Raw genomic sequence first — 19,434 nt, 5'->3', positions numbered from 1 at the left:
AATGTGGAAATAGTCCACAAATTATGGACAGCATTTTTATAATATTCATTAAATCTCATTGCATATAGATACATAACTACTTGACTTGAAACACTTTTTTTTACTAACCCAATCAGGTAGATTATGGATTATTCAAAAATGGGCGACAGCGAACTTATCAGAAGTTACCTGTCTGGCAATGAGGCTCCCCTAGAAGCACTTATTTCAAAAAATCAACAGCGAATATTTTCTTACATCCTTGTTCGTATACAGGATCAGGATTTAGCGAATGATATTTTTCAGGACACCTTTGTAAAGGTGATTAATACCCTGAAGCGCGGAAAGTACAATGAAGAAGGAAAATTTCTTCAGTGGACTATGCGTATCGCTCACAACTTGATCATTGATCACTACAGACGTGAAAAACGTATGCCAACTATGTCTCCAACTGATGAGTTCAATATTTTTGATGTACTCAAGGATAATAGCCTAAATGTGGAGTCTAGTTTAATAAAGGAACAGATTGAAGCCGATTTACATAAGTTAATCGATCAGCTTCCAGAAGATCAGAAGGAAGTATTAAAGCTTCGTCATTTCTCAGGTTTAAGTTTTAAGGAAATCTCTGAACAAACCGGAGTGAGCATTAATACTGCTTTGGGGCGTATGAGATATGCTTTGATAAACCTTAGAAAATTGATGGAGAAAAACAATGTATCGCTTTTGATGCAGTAATTTTTCGGTTGTAGACAATAAGCTGTAAATTGTTGTCGTTATTGAAATGTATCGAACAAAATACAGCCTATGGGAAATTCAACTACACTTAAAGATGAGCTCGGGTCTCATACAAAACCCCGAAAAGAAACCATTAGATTCATATTAGATTATTCAAAAGCACTGGAAGTAAAAACACTAAACAGTGGAATGGAAATAGATATGATCAAGAACTAGTAAAAAATAAGAAAGCCTCGAATAATTCGAGGCTTTCTTATTTGGTAAGGGGTATTATTCTTTAATCAAGGATAAGAAACTTCACCTAAAATTGATGTTTTTCTGTTGTGATGGTTTTGGTTGAGCTTGCGGTACATCTGTGCAACTTTTAAAGCTGAACTTTGAATATCATGATGGGCCTCTACAATTAGCCTGGCACGATCTGAGAATTCTTTTCTTAACTCTGGGTGGGTATGCAATCTAAGAATAGCATCTTTCCAAGAATTTTCGCAACCTGTTGGTACTAAAAGACCATTTACTTCATTTGCAATGATTTCTACAATTCCATCTACTGGCGTTGCAATTACCACTTTTTTCATGGCCATAGCCTCCAAAATGCCAATCGGCAAGTCTTCCCATTTTGAAGGAAGACAATACACATCCAGCATGCTTAGAATTTCCTCTACATTTTCAACAAAGGGAATGTAGGTTACGTGTGATTCTATTTTTAAATCCTTTATGGTATCAAGGCATTCTTTTTTGAGTTCGCCTTCACCTACCATCAATAAGTGAAGATTTCGGTCCGCATTAAGGGCTTGCTTAAAACCTTTTACTAGAGTAAGGGGGTCTTTCTGGTCGCAAAAGCGGGCAATAAAACCATATAAGGTTCTATTTCTTGGAATTTGTAAATCCCTCCTGTTTATTGAACCTTTTGTTCTGTGATTAAATTTTATAGTATCAACGCCATTAGGTATAATTACCGAGTTGGGGATACTTAGAAGCTCCCTACCAATTTTATCATTATTAAGAGAAACAGAAATATTTAGATTGGCTTGGCGTACAAGCAGTCGCTCCATTACAACACCTAAACTGCGTTTGAGCCATTTACGGTGTGGGTGAAAAGCCCAGTTTTGAATTCTATAAACTAGTGGGATATTTAATCTTCGGGAAGTCCAAAATGAGTTGAGGCACGCTTTGGTTCCATGAGCATTTATAAGATCAATGTTTTCAGCCCGGGCAATTTTGGACACTTGGCGCCAGACTGATAAATCAAGTCTGGAGTGAGCTGGGACAACATAACATTTAATACCTAGGCTTTTTAATTTTTCAGAAAGTAAGCCTTCAGAGAATGTTATAACAACGGATTTGAACTCAGCCTCATTGAGATGCTCAATAAGGTTAAGTAGGTGAGTTTCACCTCCCCCAACGGTACCATGATATATGGTGTGTAAAACGTTCATTTCCGAGTTTTGCACAAAGTTATAAACATAAACGGCTTGTGAAAATAAAATCGATTAAATGGACGAAAATACCGGATATCAGGTATTTGTATGATTTATTTTTCTACAAGTTATTGATGGTGAGTGACTTTGATAAAAGTATTTGGGGCTAAACTTTGCCGAGAACTTAAAATGATGATTTAGTAGTAACCTCTTCTTAAGCGATTGATGATATTACTCTGATCAATATCGAGAATAAAGCGAATACGGGAAAAATAATTGTAATCTGTTGGAACAAAATTTCCTTGGTTTACCATTGGGAAATACACTTCAAAGAAATCGGTGATAACAGAGATCCTGAGGCCTGCATCGTAATATACTTTATTGAATCCATCAGAAAGACCTGCATCTGCGTAAGCACCAAATACTGACCAAACCGGAACGACAAGGTTGGTGCTTAACATCCATTGATCGGCAAATACATTGGTAGCAGATTTGAAACCTCCTTCACTCACAAAAAACTGTTGGCTCCAAATACCGGTTTCATCAGAACGACCAAAGAAGGGGAGGTCAAAAAGAAAATCCTTGGTACCGCTTAATCCAATGCTGTAGTAACTGTTTGTAATTCCCTGCTCATAAAATTTATTGAAAAAGAAGGCTCCTGCATAGCTTCTCCAAATCAACCATTTCTTGTTCGGAAGCATCCAGCGCACATCGGCTTCAAGGCCAATTCTACTAAACTGGTCGCCAAGTTGAAAATCGGCTTGTAATAAATAGGGATGCAGAATATTGGTTTCCTGATATCTATAATTTGCATTGAAAACTGTGAAACTCGAGTTCCCGATTTCATTTGCTGGTTCTGTGAAATTATCAGGGAGTTCACGATCTAGATGTACTAATCTAAGTTTAAGCTGCTGAAGTATACTGCTGCGTGGGTAAGGCTTTTTGAAATAGAAATTTAATGCGGGTGAAATTCTGAAGTAGGCGAGATCTTGATCATAGTGATAGTATCGCGTGTACAGCCCGGCACTTATTTGGTGAAATAGCTTGGGCTGCTCGGGCACAAAGTTGTACTTAAAACTTGTATACCCTGTTAGGGTTCCGGTTCCTGTACTAAAGTCTGGACCAATAAGGTATTCAAAAGGTTTTTGCACCAAAGAGCTATTGTCTAACGAAACGCCAAGAAGTAATTTATCATAAGCATTGTAGCTTATTGTTGGAGTCCAAAATAGCTGACTACGATTGGGGTCTTCAAAACTGTAGTAAAACTGAAGGCGTAATGGCTCCAGGCGCTGAAACAAAAGACGATTGAAATAGGTATTATCCTTTTGATTCATTTCCGGCACGGTCTGATGATAGTTTAATACAACTTTATCATAATCGGCATGGTACATCTGCACCGTTTTTGCGCTGTCATGGCCATCGTACCATTGGGTTAGCACTACTTCGTCATCTTTTATCCCGGTAAGAGAAAAGGGCAAAATGAGTGCTCCTTTATTTTTAACTGTAGCTGTACTTATAGTTGGGCAATAGTCAGTTTTGGTAAGGGCATAATCATAAGACTTTGCAGTAGGTAACCAATCCTGAAAAAACCAGTCTACACTTTTGTTTGAAAAGTATTCGAATGAAGACTTTAGTAGAGGAACAGAGGACGTGCTTGAGTCTTCCACAAAACGTTTCATTGAGCGCTTAAAGGTATTTGGTGAAATGTATTCTCTCAAGTGGTTGAGAGCCATAAATGTTTTGGCTTCTGCAATGGCTTCGTAGTTTAGCCTGCTGAGTGAATCCGCAGGTGTGGAGATGGATTGATCTAAACCTTGGCGAGCTAAGTAGAGGTATAAAAATTGATTTTGATATGAATAGTCAAAGGCATCTAAGGCAAAAAAGCGACCTACAAAGCTGTTGCTAAAGGGAAGCCATTTTTCTTCAGGGTAAAATTCGTTTATAAACTGATATTTATAAAAGTAAGGGACACCGCGTGCAAGCCAAAGTTCATCAATACCATTGGGCTGTAGCTGATATCTAAAAAGCATTTCTGCACGAGCGTGAGCCAACTCAGCTGCTTGCTTAAAGGCATCTTTTGGCATTTCCAAACTCAATAGGTGGTCGCTCTGGTACTCACCAATTTTCACATCTAAAATGATAAGGTCATAATCGTCAAGAGCGTTGTCAATTTCTCCTTTGAAAAACTTGCTCACTTGCTGATCTAAAGACTCAATGGCGGATGGACTGAACCTATCTGGTGAGGTTAGATACAGCGTGCGGTTTGCATCTATTGGGAAAACGAAATAGTACTGTGAAATAAAGAACTGGAGGTTGGTTCCTACATGCTCAAAGTGAAGTGTTTTCAAACTATCACCACCTAAGTGTGGCGTGTAAGGGTGAGCTTTTAAATAATCTAAACGCTCTTTTTCTGAACTTGTGGAAAGCTCAGCATTGGAGGCTACCAAAAACTTATCGGGCAAACTTAAATCAACAGAATAAGAAGCTTTTTGAGGATACACATCCCATTGAAATGAAAACGGATAAGGATGAAAACCTGTGCTGTCAAAGGTTGCAATACTAGGCAGCCAATCTATTATTCGGAATACTTTTCCATCAAAACCATTTCCATTAAATTCATAAGAACCCAAGGCAATTTGAAAGTCAAAACGAAGCTTAATGGAATCTCCTGGAAGGAGGGGAGTGGCGAGGGGAATTTTGGCAAATTCACACTTGGTACAAATGGTAGCTATTTGGTCACCAAACTGAACTGTAGGAATTTTTATAGAACCTAGCTCTTCGGGTTTGGCAAAGTAGGCGTCCACTTTTTGAAACTCTACAAGCTCTTTTTGCAAATAAGACTTTTTGTTTTCTAAAGCTCTGGGCGGAAGGTGAAGGACGATTTCTGTAAGAGTAGCACTTGTATTATTGTGCAAGCTGACTTTGGCATTTCCACTAATGGTTTGGATGCTATCATCAAATTTTAGATTGTAATGATAGCGCACAGGCTGCGCCAAAAGTGGGAGGGAGAACAAAAGTAAAATGCCGATGGCCAAAAATCTGTACAAAGCCCGATAGAGTTTAGCGGCAAATATAGTTGGATATAAAACTAAAAATCCGCTGAAAGCTGTTAAACTTCCAACGGATTCGCCATCAATAAAAGGCTGTTGATTTATATTGAAATGATGCGATTGCTGGCTTCATATAGAATACCAATGGCCTCACGACTCTTGTGGCTGTCTCTGTGCTCCGTAAAGCTTGAGCTGAAGCTGGTATTTTTAACTTCTACGTCAATGTGAATATCAGAATTGTCAGATTCAAAATCCTCGATTATTTCATCCTCTTCATCATTCTCTTCAAGGAGGCGTTCAGGAATTTCACAACCATCGCAGCTTAAACCATACACCGTCATTGTCCAGCGTCTGTCCGCCATTTCAAAATCCCACATGTTTTGCACATTATCCACATCATAAAGTACTTCGGCCAAAGATTCGTCAATGAACACGCTGTGGCCCTCTGGTAGGTAAAGAATAACTTTTACTGTTTGGTCACGGAACTTTTGGTTACGATTGAGCAAAATATATCCAGGAATTTCAATCACTGAATCCTGAATAGAGATTTTATAATCCAAGGAACGTGCGTTGTTACGAGCTTCACGTCTGTTTGGCCCTTGTGCTTCAGTAAGTATTTTTACATACGGATTGGCATCATCTGTCGGTCTAATATCTACCTCTACTTTATCAAAAGCATTCTTTCCATCTATTCTCATCCAGTGGTTTGGATAGCTATTCATAAACTCGTGGTGCAGTGAATCATCACTCATCTGAATACGATATTCAGTGTATTCAGGTAAAGCAATTTCGTCAGAAATACGGCCGGTATTGTCAAACTGTAAACCAATTTTTACTCCTGCAATGACCAAAAGTATAAGCCCGATAAAAGTGGTAACACTTAGTGCATTTCTGGCCGGTGAGTTAAGCGGCTCTAGGTTAAAAAGAAGTCGAATTCCCAAGTAAATCAGCAGAAAGAAAGGAGCAATTACGCTCATCACTATTCCGGTAATTAATAGGTTGTAATGTCCTTCATTGGCAGTTACCAAGTGCAGAAAATCAAACAACTCATTCATACCATAACCAGCGCCCATTATTTGTACCCCTCCGGCAAATAGGCCAATAAGGAGTGCCAAAAGAATCATGGAGCCTATAAATAGGAAGAAGAGACCTATTATTTTGCCGATGACTTTGAAGATGAGCCGAAACGCGCTTAAGATGAAATCTCCTAAATCGCTGAAAAATGAACCCACATGGCTCTGTGTTTTGCGATAATCATGGTCCGCTATTTTGCTGCCAAAGCCTTTGATGTTTTCATTCACACCATGCATTTCCTCGCGGATGGCTTTTTCAATATTAGAAATATTGATTTTCTCACCACGCATCTGCAGCTTTTCTGCCGTGGTGTTTGCCTTTGGGATTACTGCCCACATTATGATGTACAATAAAAACCCAAATCCGCTGAAAAGCGCAATAAGGAAAAGTACGCGAACCCAAAGTGGGTCAATGTTGAAATACGCAGCGAGTCCTGCCGATACACCACCAATCATTTTATTGTCAGGGTCTCGGAAAATACGTTTCTTGGTATTGGTGAACCTTGGTTCACGTCTGGAAGAACTCCCAGATTCATCGTCCATTTCCAGATAATCTTCCGGCTGGCCCATTATGGCAATCACCTGGTCTACATCGGTGGCATTTATCACCTCTTTTCCAGAACCAGTACGCTCCTTAAAAAGTTCTGCAATTCGGGTTTCAATGTCGTTGATAATCTCAGTGCCACCGTCTGTATTTACAAACTGCTGTTTGAGCGTGTTTAGGTAACGTTCCAATCTTACATAGGCATTTTCGTCTATGTGGAAGATGAAACCTCCTAAGTTTATATTTAAGGTCTTATTCATGGCTGATTAGGAATTTTTTTGTGTTGTCTTGTTTACTGCTTCTACCAGCGTGTCCCACGAAGTTTGCAGTTCAGTCAGGGCTTTTTTGCCCACAGGGGTTAAGGAGTAATACTTTCTGGGTGGCCCGGAGGTAGATTCCTCCCAGCGATACGCCAGTAGCTCGGCATTTTTGAGGCGAGTAAGGAGTGGGTATAAAGTGCCTTCCACTACTATCATCTCTGCCTTTTTGAGGTGTTCGATAATGTCAGAAGCATAGGCATCTTTATGTTCGAGGAGTGCCAATATGCACAGCTCGAGAACACCCTTCCGCATTTGTGCTTTTGTGTTCTCTAAATTCATTGTTTTTCTACTTTTAGTTTGCCATTTACGGCAACAAATAATCCTGTGTTGTCTTCGGTAAGAATGAGCATTATCACATTGTGATAGTACTGCCCGTGCTTGTCGCCAAATATTTTGGCATAGCGCAAATCTGTTTCTGATTTGTCTTCAGGAAGTTTAATTTCTTTGAGTGACATTCCCGAGAGGGCAGAACTCAACTCTTTTACCTTTTGGCTGGACTGTGAGCCTTCGCTAAATGTGATAAACTTCACTTGATAAATGTCGCCCGTCATGTGCTTCATTTGGTCGTTCCAGTCAAAGTCCATGTCTACGGCATCAAGCATTTCTTTGTTTAGCGTAAGCGCCAATACACCTTCACCGCTTGAATATTTGCTGTAGAGTTTATCTACTTCGGGTAAGGTTTGCCCAATGCTGGCGGCAATAATGCCTAGGCTAAGGGCGGCTGTTAATAGGATGATCTTTTTCATTTTTATGTTTTAGGTTATACAAAGGTATGTGAAAATAACAGTACTATGCAATACAAAGTACTGTATTTGTTTTTAAGTAGCTGGTAATGTGGGTAATAAAATTTTAATAAGCGAAGGGAAAGGTCATTTTTAACTCAAAATGATAGTTGAGTTAGGTGTGCATTCAGCAGTCAAAAACCAGAAAATCGGCTTGAAAAAGCGGGATAAAAATGATTGAAGTACAAAATATGTGACCCCGCTGGGGTCATTTAGTATCGTAACAGAATAATTTCTATTGACATTTGACCTCTCTGAGGTCATTAATTCTCTGGCATGATTTGACCCTTGTAGGTTTTAAACCGAAATATCACTTGGATGCGGCCCCGAACCCGGTGGGTTCGCATATGTATAGAAATAGAGTGGCACAAAAGAAAAACGACCCTGTAAGGGTCGAATATTTATACAATCAAAATTTGATTCACTTCAAATCAAAACTTCTTTTTGATCAGCACTTTGCTGAATAAAATCCCAATACGTGAGGAGTGCACCTTGCTTAGAAACTGCAATTTGTGTAATGCTCAAGGTTTGTAAAATCCCCCAGCGGCTCATTATCAAGTCGTTTTCACTGTCGCCATCGCCCGCACTATTATGAAAGGCTTGAATGTTAGCCGGGCTTAGTTCAGGAGATTGTGCCAGCCAATCCGTAAACCATTTTCTGCGCTTGTCGCGAATCTCCTTGGTATAAAGAGTTGTAGAGGACCAAATATTGGTTTCCTGAGGATTGTGTTTCTTAATGGTTGTCTCGTCCAGATCATGCGTGATTTGAAACAAGCCGGAACTATGGCGAATGAGTAGGGTGAAAGGCTCGATTCCTTCAAAATCATAATTATGATAAAAGGCTGCGGGGCTTTCAAAATCAAAAGATTCTAAAACTACCAAGCCCCGACTTTTGCGGTAAGGCGCCTTTCTTACATACGTTTTGTTACCACCATTAAGTAGGCAAGCGGCTGTGTTATCATCAGCAAAGGCTATCCAGCTGCCGTGTGCCTCTAAATCTTCTGGGTAATAAATAGTTCTCTTGCCGACCTTCTTAGTTTGAAAACTCTTTGAAGTAGGCCGGTTACTGCGCTCATCGCGATTGTGGGTAAAAATGTACCCTTCCTTGGTGGGGATGTAGGTAAGGGTACACATATCTATTTTTCGTGTTCTTCTAAGTTAATAGCTTCCTCATTGTCTTTTAGCGAAAGCTCTTTTTGCTGCGTTTTGTCGCGCACTACGGGGCGTATAATGAGTCGAATCTTTTTGTCATAACTAAAGTAGTTGATTACCCAATTGAGCATCACTACCATTTTGTTTCTAAAGCCAACTAAACTTACCAAGTGAACCCACATCCATAGCATCCAGCCCCAAAAACCTCCCAGATGAATTTTACCAATATCAGCTACAGCTTTGTTGCGACCCACGGTAGCCATGCTGCCTTTATCGTTGTATTCAAATTCTTTGGGCGCAGAATTTCGCTGCCACTTGTATAGGTTTTTGGCCAGATTACTTCCTTGCTGTATGGCAACTTGTGCCAGCATTGGGTGGCCCTTCGGATTTTCTTCAGAAATCATAGCGGCCACATCGCCAATGGCGTAAATATTTTTGTGATCACCAACCTGATTAAAGCCATTTACCAAATAGCGACTTTTCTCAAAGTCTTTGCCCTCGGTGAGACCGGGAATAATATGTCCTTTTACACCAGCTGCCCAAATAAGGGTAGAGGCGGGAAGATCCTTTTTATTGGTTTTCACAGTACTTCCATCATAGCTTTTTACAGCAGTGTCTGTCCACACTTGCACGCCAAGTGAATCCAAATACTTTTTGGCTTTGCGCGAAGCTGTTTCGCTCATTGGCGGCAATACTCGTGGCAAGGCCTCCAGCAGATGAATGGACATTCTTCTAAAATCCAAATCCGGATAGTCATTGGGAAGTACATGGGTTTTTAATTCTGCCACAGCACCCGAAAGTTCTACACCAGTTGGGCCACCTCCTACAATTACAAAATTCATCAAGCGCTCGCGCTCAGCTAAATCATTTGTTAATGAAGCGGCTTCAAAATTCTGTAGGATAAGCGACCTTAGGTTAAGTGCCTCAGGAACACTCTTCATGGGCATTCCTTCTCGCTTCACGCCATCCATTCCAAAATAATTGGTTTCGCTACCAGTTGCGATTACCAGATGATCATATTCGAGGGTACCGATGTTGGTCTTTATAGAATTTTGTGCGGTTAGTATTTCTTCGGCCTTAGCCATACGAAAGAAGAAATTTTGCTGTCCCTTAAAAATATGACGGATTGGATAGGCGATAGAATCGGGCTCAAGGCCAGCGGTGGCCACTTGATAGAGTAGCGGCTGAAAAGTGTGATAATTGTGTTTGTCAATCATCACCACCTGAAAAGGTTTGTTTTTAAGCTTTTTAGCCAGGTTGAGACCGGCAAATCCACATCCAATGATTACTACTCGCTCCAGATTGGTATCTGGAATATTGAGGGAATTCATATAAATCAAATTTGATGTAAATGTAAGGAGGGCTGCCTTAAAATGTTTAGAACATAGAGGATTTCTAAACTATGTAGACTCCGTCTATTTTAACTGGAATGGTCGGCAATAATGCTGGCCGATTTCCCTTCCCATTGCCAAAGTAGGGAGTAGCTTCCGCTTAAAGTATCAGTGCTGCGAAACAGATACCAGCGGCCAATCATAAAAGAATATTCGCTTCCCAAATCTTTGAACTCCAGGTTTTCAAACTGTAAAGTTCCCATGGCCTCTTTATCAGGATAGGATTTTTGGTAATTGCTGAGTGTGGTGTTCCAGCCATAATTGAGCCCGCGGCTGCCCACAAAAATTAAAGAATCACTCTGCTTATAGGTTTGCATGTAGGCCTCCAAACTACCCGTGTTCCAGGCGTCTTGCTGGGCTTGCATCAGTGAGTCTATTACTTCACGTTTTTGCATAGTGCTCAGCCCTTTGTTTTCCTTAGCGGGAATGGGGGCATCGCATGCCGAAAGTGCGAGAATAATGAACAAGCAAGCTAAAACTCTCATACGTAGCGTTCTTTCAAAATAGCCAAATGATGAAAGGTGTGGCCTGCAATAATATAGGCAATGCTATTTACCACAACGTCTTTGTCGCTGGCGTTTCCGGCTTTTTCCAAGTCAGCTTCTGTAAAGCTTTTGAAAGTGCTGACAATGTAATTGCGCAAAGCGATGAACTCGTCCATTAGCTCTTGCGGCTTACGCTGGGATTTACTTGCAGATTCTACCCATTGGTCTTGATCCATACCGGGCAAAATGCCACCACCAGTGCGAGCTATCCAAAGGGCACGATAAATAAATACCATATCACAATCTATGATATGCTGTATCATTTGGCTAACCGTCCATTTACCAGGAGCATAGGAGTAACCCCACTTTGCGGTTGGTAGGTTTTCGAGAAAATGAACCAGATCGTCTGCGCTATCACGTAAATTTTGAAGGTGATTCGCACCACGGGTGCGGCTCACATATCCTTCGTAGTATGGGGCATATTCGCCTGGTTCTGGTCTTCTCATGTGTGCAATTGCTTTAGGCGTTTTTCATATTCCTGCTCAGTCATGTCGCTGTGCACAGCCTCTTTATTGAGGTTGGCAAAATCTTTAGCGATGCTAAAATCCTCACGTGTTATTTCATTTTTGAATTTGCAAATAGGGCAAATCTTAAAATGCTCGGTACGGGTAGGGATGAGGGGGATGAAAAACACATTTATATAATAGGTCATTTTGCCGAGCAGCCAGTGCTTGGTGTTGTGGCAGTTGGGGCATTCATGCTCCTCCACAGGACCTTCAATTTTAGTAATAGGATGGTATCCAAAAATAAATATCATGCGCCAAAGGTAAGCGGTGTGGATTGAAAGAGGAAGGAAGAGATATTAACAGTTTGATAGTCGGCAGAGCACAGTCAGTAGATGCCTGACGCATTACAGATATAGAAGTACCCATATGAAGCCAATTGTGGTGCAAATCGCTGTAATTGAAAGAATGATAAGATTTCTGACTCTCTTTTTCTTTTGTTCAGCAATAAGTCGATTTCTTAAAGCAAGCTTGTCCTCCTCGCTGAAATCTGATTGTTTTAATTGCGATTTGTAGGCTACACGTATTGCAGCCGCATTCTTAGCGTTGTATTTCTGCCTTTCTTTTCTTGGCGCTGATTTCTTCTTCCCTGAGAAGCTCTAAAATGATTGAGACTACTATCCATAGTTGTAAAGTTAAAACCTTAAGTTAAGATGGACAATCATTTGCTTTCATACAGCCAGGAAAGTCGCCTAGGATCTTTGGAGTTTAGTTCTGAAAGTATCAAATTTGTAGGGCTAAGTTTTTCGATTTTGTAAACTTCAGTTTCATCAATCTGAGATTCCCCAGAGAATATGTCTTGTTTGGATGTATATCTTAAAGTAAGGATGGAGTCCTTTGAGTTTAGTGCCCAATCTCCATAGTAGTTTAGACCTATACCGCACATAGGTGCCCCTTCAAACGTGAGTTCGCCATCTTCAGAAAAAATGATATGATCCAAACCTCCTCTTGTAAGACCTATAGGAACTACTGCATTCGAGTCATTAAGAAAAGCTTGTGTCCATCGTTTATGAAGTAGCTCAATGTCAACTTGTGCAATAATGCTATTACCTGTTATTAAAAGAAATATTGATAAAAAATACTTGCCCATTAGTGCTTATTTATCTTCTCCCTTCAGCGGAGTAATCATTATATGCGCTCTATGCGTTCCAGGATTCATAATCCAAGGATGGTTGGGCTCCACCGGGCTTTCTGGTAAACCAGTAGACTCAGAAGTAGCCCATGGAATGTACACCACATAGCGATATTGTGCGCCATCTACTAAATTGGTTTCAGTATTATACATGGCTTTGGCTCCATAGTAAATGTGCAAAGTTGAACCAGGGTCGCCCATTTTCAACTTACCCGATTTTACTTCTTCCTCGCGGATATCAAATATCTCATTGTGGTTTTTTCCTTCAATTTTTAATTCGCGGCCACGAGCCATAAAGGGCTCCAGGCTTTTATGATAACATGCAGCACTAAAGCCTTCCTTTTTTGGGTCATCTGCCAAACAGATAAATTCATTGCTTCCTTCTTTTAGAGTAACAAACTCACCAGCCATATTGTAGCCAATTACGGTACATCCTTCACGGCTTTCGGCTGGGGCCGCCATAAGTGCGGTGGCAATCAGTGCTTCGTCAGAGTTTATTTCCTGAAAGGATTCTTTGGCTTCTTCAGGCGTAGCTTCGGTTTCAGTTTTTGGTTTTTCTGAAGTTTCAGTTTTGTTGTTTGTGGTATTGTTGCAGGCAACTAGGGCTGCTGCTAGTAGAATGGGGGTGATTATTTTTTTCATGGGTGGTTGTTGTATTATATTATTCTGTTTATTAACATGGGTAGGAATATTTCATTTTCATTTTCTTGTAAATCTTCTCCAATTCTACAGTCTACATTTATCAAATAGGCAACATCGTTAAAACGCACAACTTTCCGTGATTGATTATCTCTTTCCTTTAGTGTGGAATAAGCATCCTCTGGAATTTTGCCTCTAAGTTGTGCAAATGCGGATTGGTCAAAATCCCAAGTTACTACATAAGATTGGTCATCAAGTTTGAGACCACCCGAAAATGAGAACATGTCTGGGTCAAGTTGGCCAATCTCTGTTACTGGTATTTCATGGAATATGAGGCTTTCGGATTTATCAAATCCCAATCGCTTTAAATGCAATCCTAAGTCTTTTGCTAATTTGAAGGGACTATTTTGGAAAACATTATTTGGGCCAATAAATTTCATAAGTGAATCCCAGTATTTCCCGAGTTCGGTTATGTTAAAATGTAGAATTGGTTGGATTCTACCAATATGATATAAGGCAAACTCACGACCATTACATAGAGCAAAATAATTTACTCTGACTTCACTGTGAATTGCATAAGAATATGCCTGTTCAACATTCCTTGAGTTTATAATTTTCTCATTTGGTCCTTTAGCATCTAATATCCATGCTGGTTTTCCATCGACTTCAAACAAGTAATCAGGAATGATGTAAATATTCTTTTTCTTCGATCCGATTGAAACATATGGATGGAGTAATTTTCTACTTCGTATAATTTGATGAGGCTTTGATGTTCCATATCCTAATTCTCTAATAATTGGAAGTATAATTTCTTCTCTAACAGAATCTTCTTGAAATTCTGGATTATTTAGTATTTGAAAATCAAGGTCGTGTAGAATGTTTAAGAATTTCTTTTGTTTCACAAGGTCTTTTTAGATTCCAGGTAAAGGTATCTCAAATGTTTTCTGCTCCGAAACCCTTCCAGATCCTGGATCGTAAAGCTAAAATATTTCCAAGTGGATTTTTGGGATGTTGATAAGGTTTGAAAAGTAAAGGGTAACTCGAGCCGTGGGGATTATCCTTTTTGATGTTCTGGGTAAATCGAGAGATATATCACTTGGATTTGCTGTCAGTCTGAGTACCCCGAAAGCATTCGGGGGGTATCGAAGACTAAATTGTGAATGAGAATCATCCTTCGATACAACCTCCTTTCAGTCGGCCACTCAGGCTGACATGCGTGCTGGTATTGTATTAAAAATGTTCGTTTTCAACCGATATACTTGCGTAAAGGGATCGGCCTTTTGAATTTTTTCGTAAAAATCAACAGAACCGAAGCGTAGAAAAATAAGCAGCCGTAGGCCTTTTATTTTTCAGTGAAGTGGATGGTAGGTTTTAGAGAAAATTCAAGAAGCCTAGACTTTTTGGTTCGTTTTGGGGCGATGCCAAAATGAACATTAAACCATTTCACCCTTCGATACGCCCCGAATGTTTTCGGAACACTCAGGATGAATAAATTCAATTAATTTGGCGACTCCTAAAACCTAACAAACTTGCAGAACAAAATCCTCACATTTTGGAATAAAAATGAACGCTACCTCTTTTGGATATTGCTGTTGGTAAATCTTATTCCTGTGCTTGGGGTGGAGTATTTTTTTACCGGAGATGGTCCGGCACATCTTTATAATTCCAACATTATAGCTAGTCTTTTAAGCAATCCTGATTCGCCATATCAGGATTTTTTTGCGTTGCGATATGAGTTGATTCCAAATCTTGGAGGGCATTTGCTGCTTACTTTGTTTAATGCCTGGTTACCTGCAGCTGTTTCCGAAAAGTTGGTGTGCGCCTTGTACCTCATTTTGTTTCCAATAAGCTTTAGATATGCCGTAAAACGTTTGGGAGGTACTTTCAATCCACTGTTTTACTTAATCTTTCCGCTGGCGCATAACTTTTGTTTTTATATCGGTTTTCAGAGTTTTTCGCTCAGTCTGGCTTTTATGTTCTTTACCATTGGCTTGGCACATCGGGCATACATTAAAGGTACATGGATCAGCGCTCTGGCTTGGGGTATGATGCTTTTTATTACGGCTTTGTTTCACCTTTTTCCAGCTATGGTGGCCATGATGGCTTTGGGTATTTATTTTTTGATTAAGCTTTTTCAGGAGCGATTTAAGAATATTAAAACCGTTTTGCCATTTGTGGTTTTGGGCTTGCCGAGTGTAATTTTCTGTCTTCAATTTATACTGGGTAATTCAGAATCTTTTCAGTTTAACCAAACCGAACTGCATCAGCAGCTCAAGGGAATTTATCTGGCGCTTCCCATCGTTACCATTGATGGTAAAGAAACCTATTACTCTGTAATGTACAATGTGATTTTTGCCTTGTCGCTGATAGCGGTTTTCGTATATCGACTTAGAAAAAAGAGGAGCTTCCAGCTGATTGATTTTCTATTTATAACAGGAGTGTTGCTATTGGCACTGTATTTCATTCTTCCCGATTCTATGGCTACTGGGGGATTTTTGAGCATGCGCTTTTCCCTGTGCTTTTTTTTGGCTTGGGGATTTTGGGTGGTGCTCAATTCCAAGACCAACATTGTTACCCTAATTCTTGGTTTAGCCTTTATTGCTGTAAATCTCTACAAATTACCCTACCAATTGGGTAAGGCCGAAGAACTGGAAGAGGATGCATTGCAAATAATGGAGGCTGAGGCCTATATTCCTGAAGGCTCAACGGTGCTGCCGCTTAACTATTCTTACCATTGGCTGCATTACCACATCGGGCTTTATCTCGCTGCTGACAAGGATTTGGTAGTGTTGGATAATTATGAAGCTTATGCTGTGCATTTTCCTGTAAAGTGGAAGGAAGAAACCTGGCCGCAAAATTCTCTGGGAGATTTTGGCAAGAGCCATCGCCCCAAGGTTGAGATTGCGGTTTATGAAGAATATTCCGGTAAAACTGTGGATTGTGTAGTGCGCTACGGTCACTCCTATGATATGGATGATGCTTCTACACTTTATACGGATAGTTTGTTAGCGGTAGAGTTCTACCCGGCTTTTACATCAGATGATAAGATGGTGGAGGTGCATCTCAGGAGGTCGGAAGACAGAAGTCGGTAGTCAGTAGTCGAGTCACCTCTGTTCTTGTGGGTACTCTACTTCGTCAAGCTTAGCACAAGCTCTCCAGAGGTAGAAATAGACATCGAGAATTTTTTGCTTTTAGAGTTTCGCTTTTCGAGTTTACATCCAGGTGTTAATATCCTTTTTCCAGTGGCTGCATCGCTGCGCTTCAATTCCTATTTTTGCTTTTCTTACAAATTGCCATGACCAAAGAGGAAGCTAAATCGCAAATAGAGGAGCTCAGCAAGGAGCTGATGCATCACAATCATCAGTATTATGTGCTGGATAACCCGGAGATTTCGGATTATGATTTTGATCAAAAACTGAAGCAGCTACAAAAGCTGGAAGAGGCTTTTCCGGAGTTTAAGTTGAGCACTTCGCCCACACAGCGTGTAGGTGGTGATGTTACCAAAAACTTTGAAACCGTGCCGCATAAAACGCGGATGCTTTCTTTGGCGAATACCTATAGCAAAGAGGAACTCGAAGATTTTATCAAGCGAATTGGAAAGTCAATTTCCGACCCCGTGGAGTTTGTTTGTGAACTTAAGTATGATGGAGCGGCTATTGGCATCACCTACAAAAATGGAATTTTGACTCGAGCCCTTACCCGTGGGGATGGCACTCAAGGTGATGATATCACAGCTAATGTGCGCACCATTCGTTCCATTCCTTTGCAGCTTCATGGCAATGATTTTCCTGAGGAATTGGAAATACGTGGTGAGATATTTATGCTTTTGGAAGGCTTTGCAAAGCTCAACCAGCAGCGTATTGAAGATGGAGAAGAACCTTTTGCCAATCCACGAAATACAGCTTCCGGAACTTTGAAAATGCAGGATAGTAGCATTGTAGCTTCTCGCTCATTAGATTGCTTTCTGTACTACATTCTTACCGATGACCGCATGTTTGACAATCACTTTGAGAGCATGCAAAAGGCCGCTCAGTGGGGTTTTAAAGTGCCAAGTGCAGAAAAAAACTATATCGCTAAGGCGAAGAATGTTGATGAGATTTTTGATTTCATCAATTATTGGGAAGAGCACCGTCACGAATTACCATTTGAGATTGATGGAATAGTAGTAAAAGTGAATGACTATGCACAGCAAGACAAGCTTGGCTTTACGGCCAAATCTCCGCGCTGGGCGATTTCATATAAGTATAAGGCCGAGCAGGTTTCCACCAAATTAAACAGCATTACTTACCAGGTTGGGCGTACGGGAGCGATTACTCCGGTGGCAAATTTGGAACCCGTGCAATTGGCCGGAACTACCGTAAAGCGTGCTTCGCTGCACAATGCCGATCAGATAGAGAAGTTGGATTTGCGTGTGGGCGACCATGTGTATGTAGAAAAAGGCGGGGAGATAATTCCAAAAGTGATAGGTGTAGATTTTGATCAGCGCCCGCCAGATTTGGAGCCTGTAAAATATGCCACGCATTGCCCTGAATGTAACACAGAACTTATCCGCAAGGAAGGGGAAGCACAACATTATTGCCCAAATGATGATGGATGTCCACCGCAGATAAAGGGACGTATTCAGCATTTTATTAGCCGTAAGGCCATGGACATTGAAGGGATGGGCGGTGAAACCGTAGATCAGTTTGTAAACGAAGGATTGATTAGCAATTATGCAGATTTATACACATTGCAAAAAGAGCAGCTTTTGCCTTTGGAGCGCATGGCAGAAAAGTCTGCACAAAATATAATTGAAGGAATAGAGGCAAGTAAGTCGATTCCATTTGAGCGAGTTTTGTTTGGATTAGGAATACGATATGTTGGCGAAACGGTGGCCAAAAAGCTGGCGCGTCATTTTGCAAATATTGATACTTTGATGGCTGCAAGCCTTGAAGAATTGACCAACGTTGATGAAATAGGATCGCGTATCGCAGAAAGCGTAACGACATTTTTTTCAGACCCAGCAAAGGTTGGCACGGTAGAGCGCATGAAATTGGCTGGACTTCAGTTTGAAGTGGTACAGCAGGAGGGAGAATCTACAAAGCTGGATGGAAAGACAATTGTAATCTCCGGAAACTTTGAAAGATATTCCCGTAAAGAAATAAAAGAGCTGATAGAAAAGCATGGCGGAAAGAATACGGGTTCCGTTTCTGGTAAAACTGATTTGATAGTAGCCGGAGAAGGAATGGGCCCTTCCAAACGTAAAAAGGCTGAAGACCTTGGCGTAAAAATTATTGATGAAAATGAATTTGCTGAACTGATAGGCGACTAATGACACTCAAACAACGCATACGAAACTACTCGCTAAAGAAGCTAGGAAAGAATGCTGGAGCAAATGCTGCATATCCAGGTTTTATTTCCGTAAAAAGATTTGCTATAGTTTTTGAAAAAGGGGCGGCAGATAAAGACGTTTTGGATTTTGCAAAGAAGCTAAAAGCTGAGGGAAAAGATGTGGAATTGCTGGCATTCATTCCGCGAAAGCGAAAAGAGATAACCGAGCAGCAGACCTACGAATACTTTTGTAAGGACGATGTGAATTGGTACGGAAAGCCTAGTGCAGAAGTACTTTCCACGTTTATAAAGCAGGATTTTGATGTTTTGATTTCTTTGAATGATAAAGATCAAAGTCCTATTCAATTTTTGACGATTGCCGGTAAGGCTAACTTCACGATTGGCTTAAAAAGCTCCACTCTAAAAGTGCTTGATTTGCAGGTGGCACGTCCTAAAGGCGATGACTTTTTGCCTGTATTTAAGGAGGTTGATTTTTACCTTCGATTTATCAATAAATAGGATATTTAAGATTCCGGCTCCCTGACCGGAATGCTCACACGCATGTCATTCCGGGCGAAGCAGAGCGGAGACCCGGAATCTTTTTGTTATAGAAGCAAGTTCAGATTCCAGCTCTCTGGCCGGAATGCCCACACGGATGTCATTCCGGGCGCAGCAGCGCGTAGATCCGGAATCTTTTTGTTATGGAAGCAAGTTCAGATTCCAGCTCTACGGCTGGAATGATTTCACGAACGTCATTCCGGGCGAAGCAGAGCGGAGACCCGGAATCTCGTGGTTTGGAGACAGAAAGGACAGATTATGGCTCCTTGGCCAGAATGTTCATAAGGATTTCATTCTGGGAGGTGG

Annotated in this window: 17 protein-coding genes; 4 read left to right on the top strand and 13 right to left on the bottom strand. The window is 40.7% G+C overall.

Annotated elements, in window-relative coordinates; all coding sequences use genetic code 11:
• Positions 1-123 precede the first annotated feature (123 nt).
• On the top strand, positions 124-711 hold the full coding sequence (locus OWEHO_RS03775; protein ID WP_014201140.1) for an RNA polymerase sigma factor: 588 nt from the start codon (positions 124-126) through the stop codon (positions 709-711).
• Between the two features lie 281 nt (positions 712-992).
• Here OWEHO_RS03775 and OWEHO_RS03770 read toward each other — a convergent pair whose 3' ends face one another.
• From OWEHO_RS03770 to OWEHO_RS03710, 13 genes are all read right to left on the bottom strand, one after another.
• Positions 993-2,147, bottom strand: a complete 1,155-nt coding sequence (locus tag OWEHO_RS03770) for a glycosyltransferase (RefSeq protein WP_014201138.1) — start codon at positions 2,145-2,147, stop codon at positions 993-995.
• Between the two features lie 179 nt (positions 2,148-2,326).
• Positions 2,327-5,176: a gluzincin family metallopeptidase gene (locus tag OWEHO_RS03765; RefSeq protein ID WP_014201137.1), complete on the bottom strand. Its 2,850-nt coding sequence runs from the start codon at positions 5,174-5,176 to the stop codon at positions 2,327-2,329.
• Between the two features lie 104 nt (positions 5,177-5,280).
• Positions 5,281-7,056 carry a PspC domain-containing protein gene (locus tag OWEHO_RS17785; protein ID WP_014201136.1) on the bottom strand — a complete coding sequence of 592 codons (1,776 nt, stop codon included), beginning with the start codon at positions 7,054-7,056 and terminating at the stop codon, positions 5,281-5,283.
• 6 nt (positions 7,057-7,062) lie between these two features.
• Positions 7,063-7,395 (bottom strand): PadR family transcriptional regulator, encoded by a 333-nt coding sequence (locus tag OWEHO_RS03755; RefSeq protein WP_014201135.1) that lies wholly within the window; start codon positions 7,393-7,395, stop codon positions 7,063-7,065.
• Positions 7,392-7,862 carry a DUF4252 domain-containing protein gene (locus OWEHO_RS03750; RefSeq protein WP_014201134.1) on the bottom strand — a complete coding sequence of 157 codons (471 nt, stop codon included), beginning with the start codon at positions 7,860-7,862 and terminating at the stop codon, positions 7,392-7,394. Before OWEHO_RS03750 ends, OWEHO_RS03755 begins: the two co-directional genes overlap by 4 nt.
• 462 nt (positions 7,863-8,324) lie before the next feature.
• Positions 8,325-9,032 carry an NRDE family protein gene (locus tag OWEHO_RS03745; protein ID WP_014201133.1) on the bottom strand — a complete coding sequence of 236 codons (708 nt, stop codon included), beginning with the start codon at positions 9,030-9,032 and terminating at the stop codon, positions 8,325-8,327.
• A gap of 2 nt (positions 9,033-9,034) precedes the next feature.
• Positions 9,035-10,381, bottom strand: coding sequence for an NAD(P)/FAD-dependent oxidoreductase (locus tag OWEHO_RS03740; protein WP_014201132.1), 1,347 nt, complete (start codon positions 10,379-10,381; stop codon positions 9,035-9,037).
• 89 nt (positions 10,382-10,470) lie between these two features.
• A complete protein-coding gene (locus OWEHO_RS03735; protein ID WP_014201131.1) occupies positions 10,471-10,926 on the bottom strand; it encodes a nuclear transport factor 2 family protein in 456 nt (151 codons plus the stop codon).
• Complete coding sequence (locus OWEHO_RS03730) at positions 10,923-11,432, bottom strand: DinB family protein (protein WP_014201130.1); 510 nt, start codon at positions 11,430-11,432, stop codon at positions 10,923-10,925. The genes OWEHO_RS03735 and OWEHO_RS03730 overlap by 4 nt, the downstream gene beginning before the upstream one ends.
• Positions 11,429-11,743 carry a hypothetical protein gene (locus tag OWEHO_RS03725; RefSeq protein WP_014201129.1) on the bottom strand — a complete coding sequence of 105 codons (315 nt, stop codon included), beginning with the start codon at positions 11,741-11,743 and terminating at the stop codon, positions 11,429-11,431. Before OWEHO_RS03725 ends, OWEHO_RS03730 begins: the two co-directional genes overlap by 4 nt.
• Before the next feature lie 407 nt (positions 11,744-12,150).
• A complete protein-coding gene (locus OWEHO_RS03720; RefSeq protein WP_014201128.1) occupies positions 12,151-12,579 on the bottom strand; it encodes a hypothetical protein in 429 nt (142 codons plus the stop codon).
• A 6-nt stretch (positions 12,580-12,585) separates the two neighbouring features.
• Positions 12,586-13,263 (bottom strand): hypothetical protein, encoded by a 678-nt coding sequence (locus tag OWEHO_RS03715; RefSeq protein WP_014201127.1) that lies wholly within the window; start codon positions 13,261-13,263, stop codon positions 12,586-12,588.
• 14 nt (positions 13,264-13,277) lie between these two features.
• Positions 13,278-14,162: a type I restriction enzyme HsdR N-terminal domain-containing protein gene (locus OWEHO_RS03710; protein ID WP_014201126.1), complete on the bottom strand. Its 885-nt coding sequence runs from the start codon at positions 14,160-14,162 to the stop codon at positions 13,278-13,280.
• A 627-nt stretch (positions 14,163-14,789) separates the two neighbouring features.
• On the opposite strand from OWEHO_RS03710, the gene OWEHO_RS03705 reads away from it, so the two are divergent.
• The 3 genes from OWEHO_RS03705 (at position 14,790) to OWEHO_RS03695 (ending at position 19,089) form a co-directional block, all read left to right on the top strand.
• A complete protein-coding gene (locus OWEHO_RS03705) occupies positions 14,790-16,352 on the top strand; it encodes a hypothetical protein (protein WP_014201125.1) in 1,563 nt (520 codons plus the stop codon).
• A 203-nt stretch (positions 16,353-16,555) separates the two neighbouring features.
• Positions 16,556-18,571 carry an NAD-dependent DNA ligase LigA gene (ligA, locus tag OWEHO_RS03700; RefSeq protein ID WP_014201124.1) on the top strand — a complete coding sequence of 672 codons (2,016 nt, stop codon included), beginning with the start codon at positions 16,556-16,558 and terminating at the stop codon, positions 18,569-18,571.
• Positions 18,571-19,089, top strand: a complete 519-nt coding sequence (locus OWEHO_RS03695) for a DUF6913 domain-containing protein (RefSeq protein ID WP_014201123.1) — start codon at positions 18,571-18,573, stop codon at positions 19,087-19,089. The genes ligA and OWEHO_RS03695 overlap by 1 nt, the downstream gene beginning before the upstream one ends.
• The last annotated feature ends 345 nt before the right edge of the window (positions 19,090-19,434 follow it).

Origin of the sequence: Owenweeksia hongkongensis DSM 17368 (assembly GCF_000236705.1) — a bacterium.
Lineage (GTDB): Bacteria > Bacteroidota > Bacteroidia > Flavobacteriales > Schleiferiaceae > Owenweeksia > Owenweeksia hongkongensis.
This window is presented reverse-complemented; position numbering and strand designations above follow the sequence as displayed.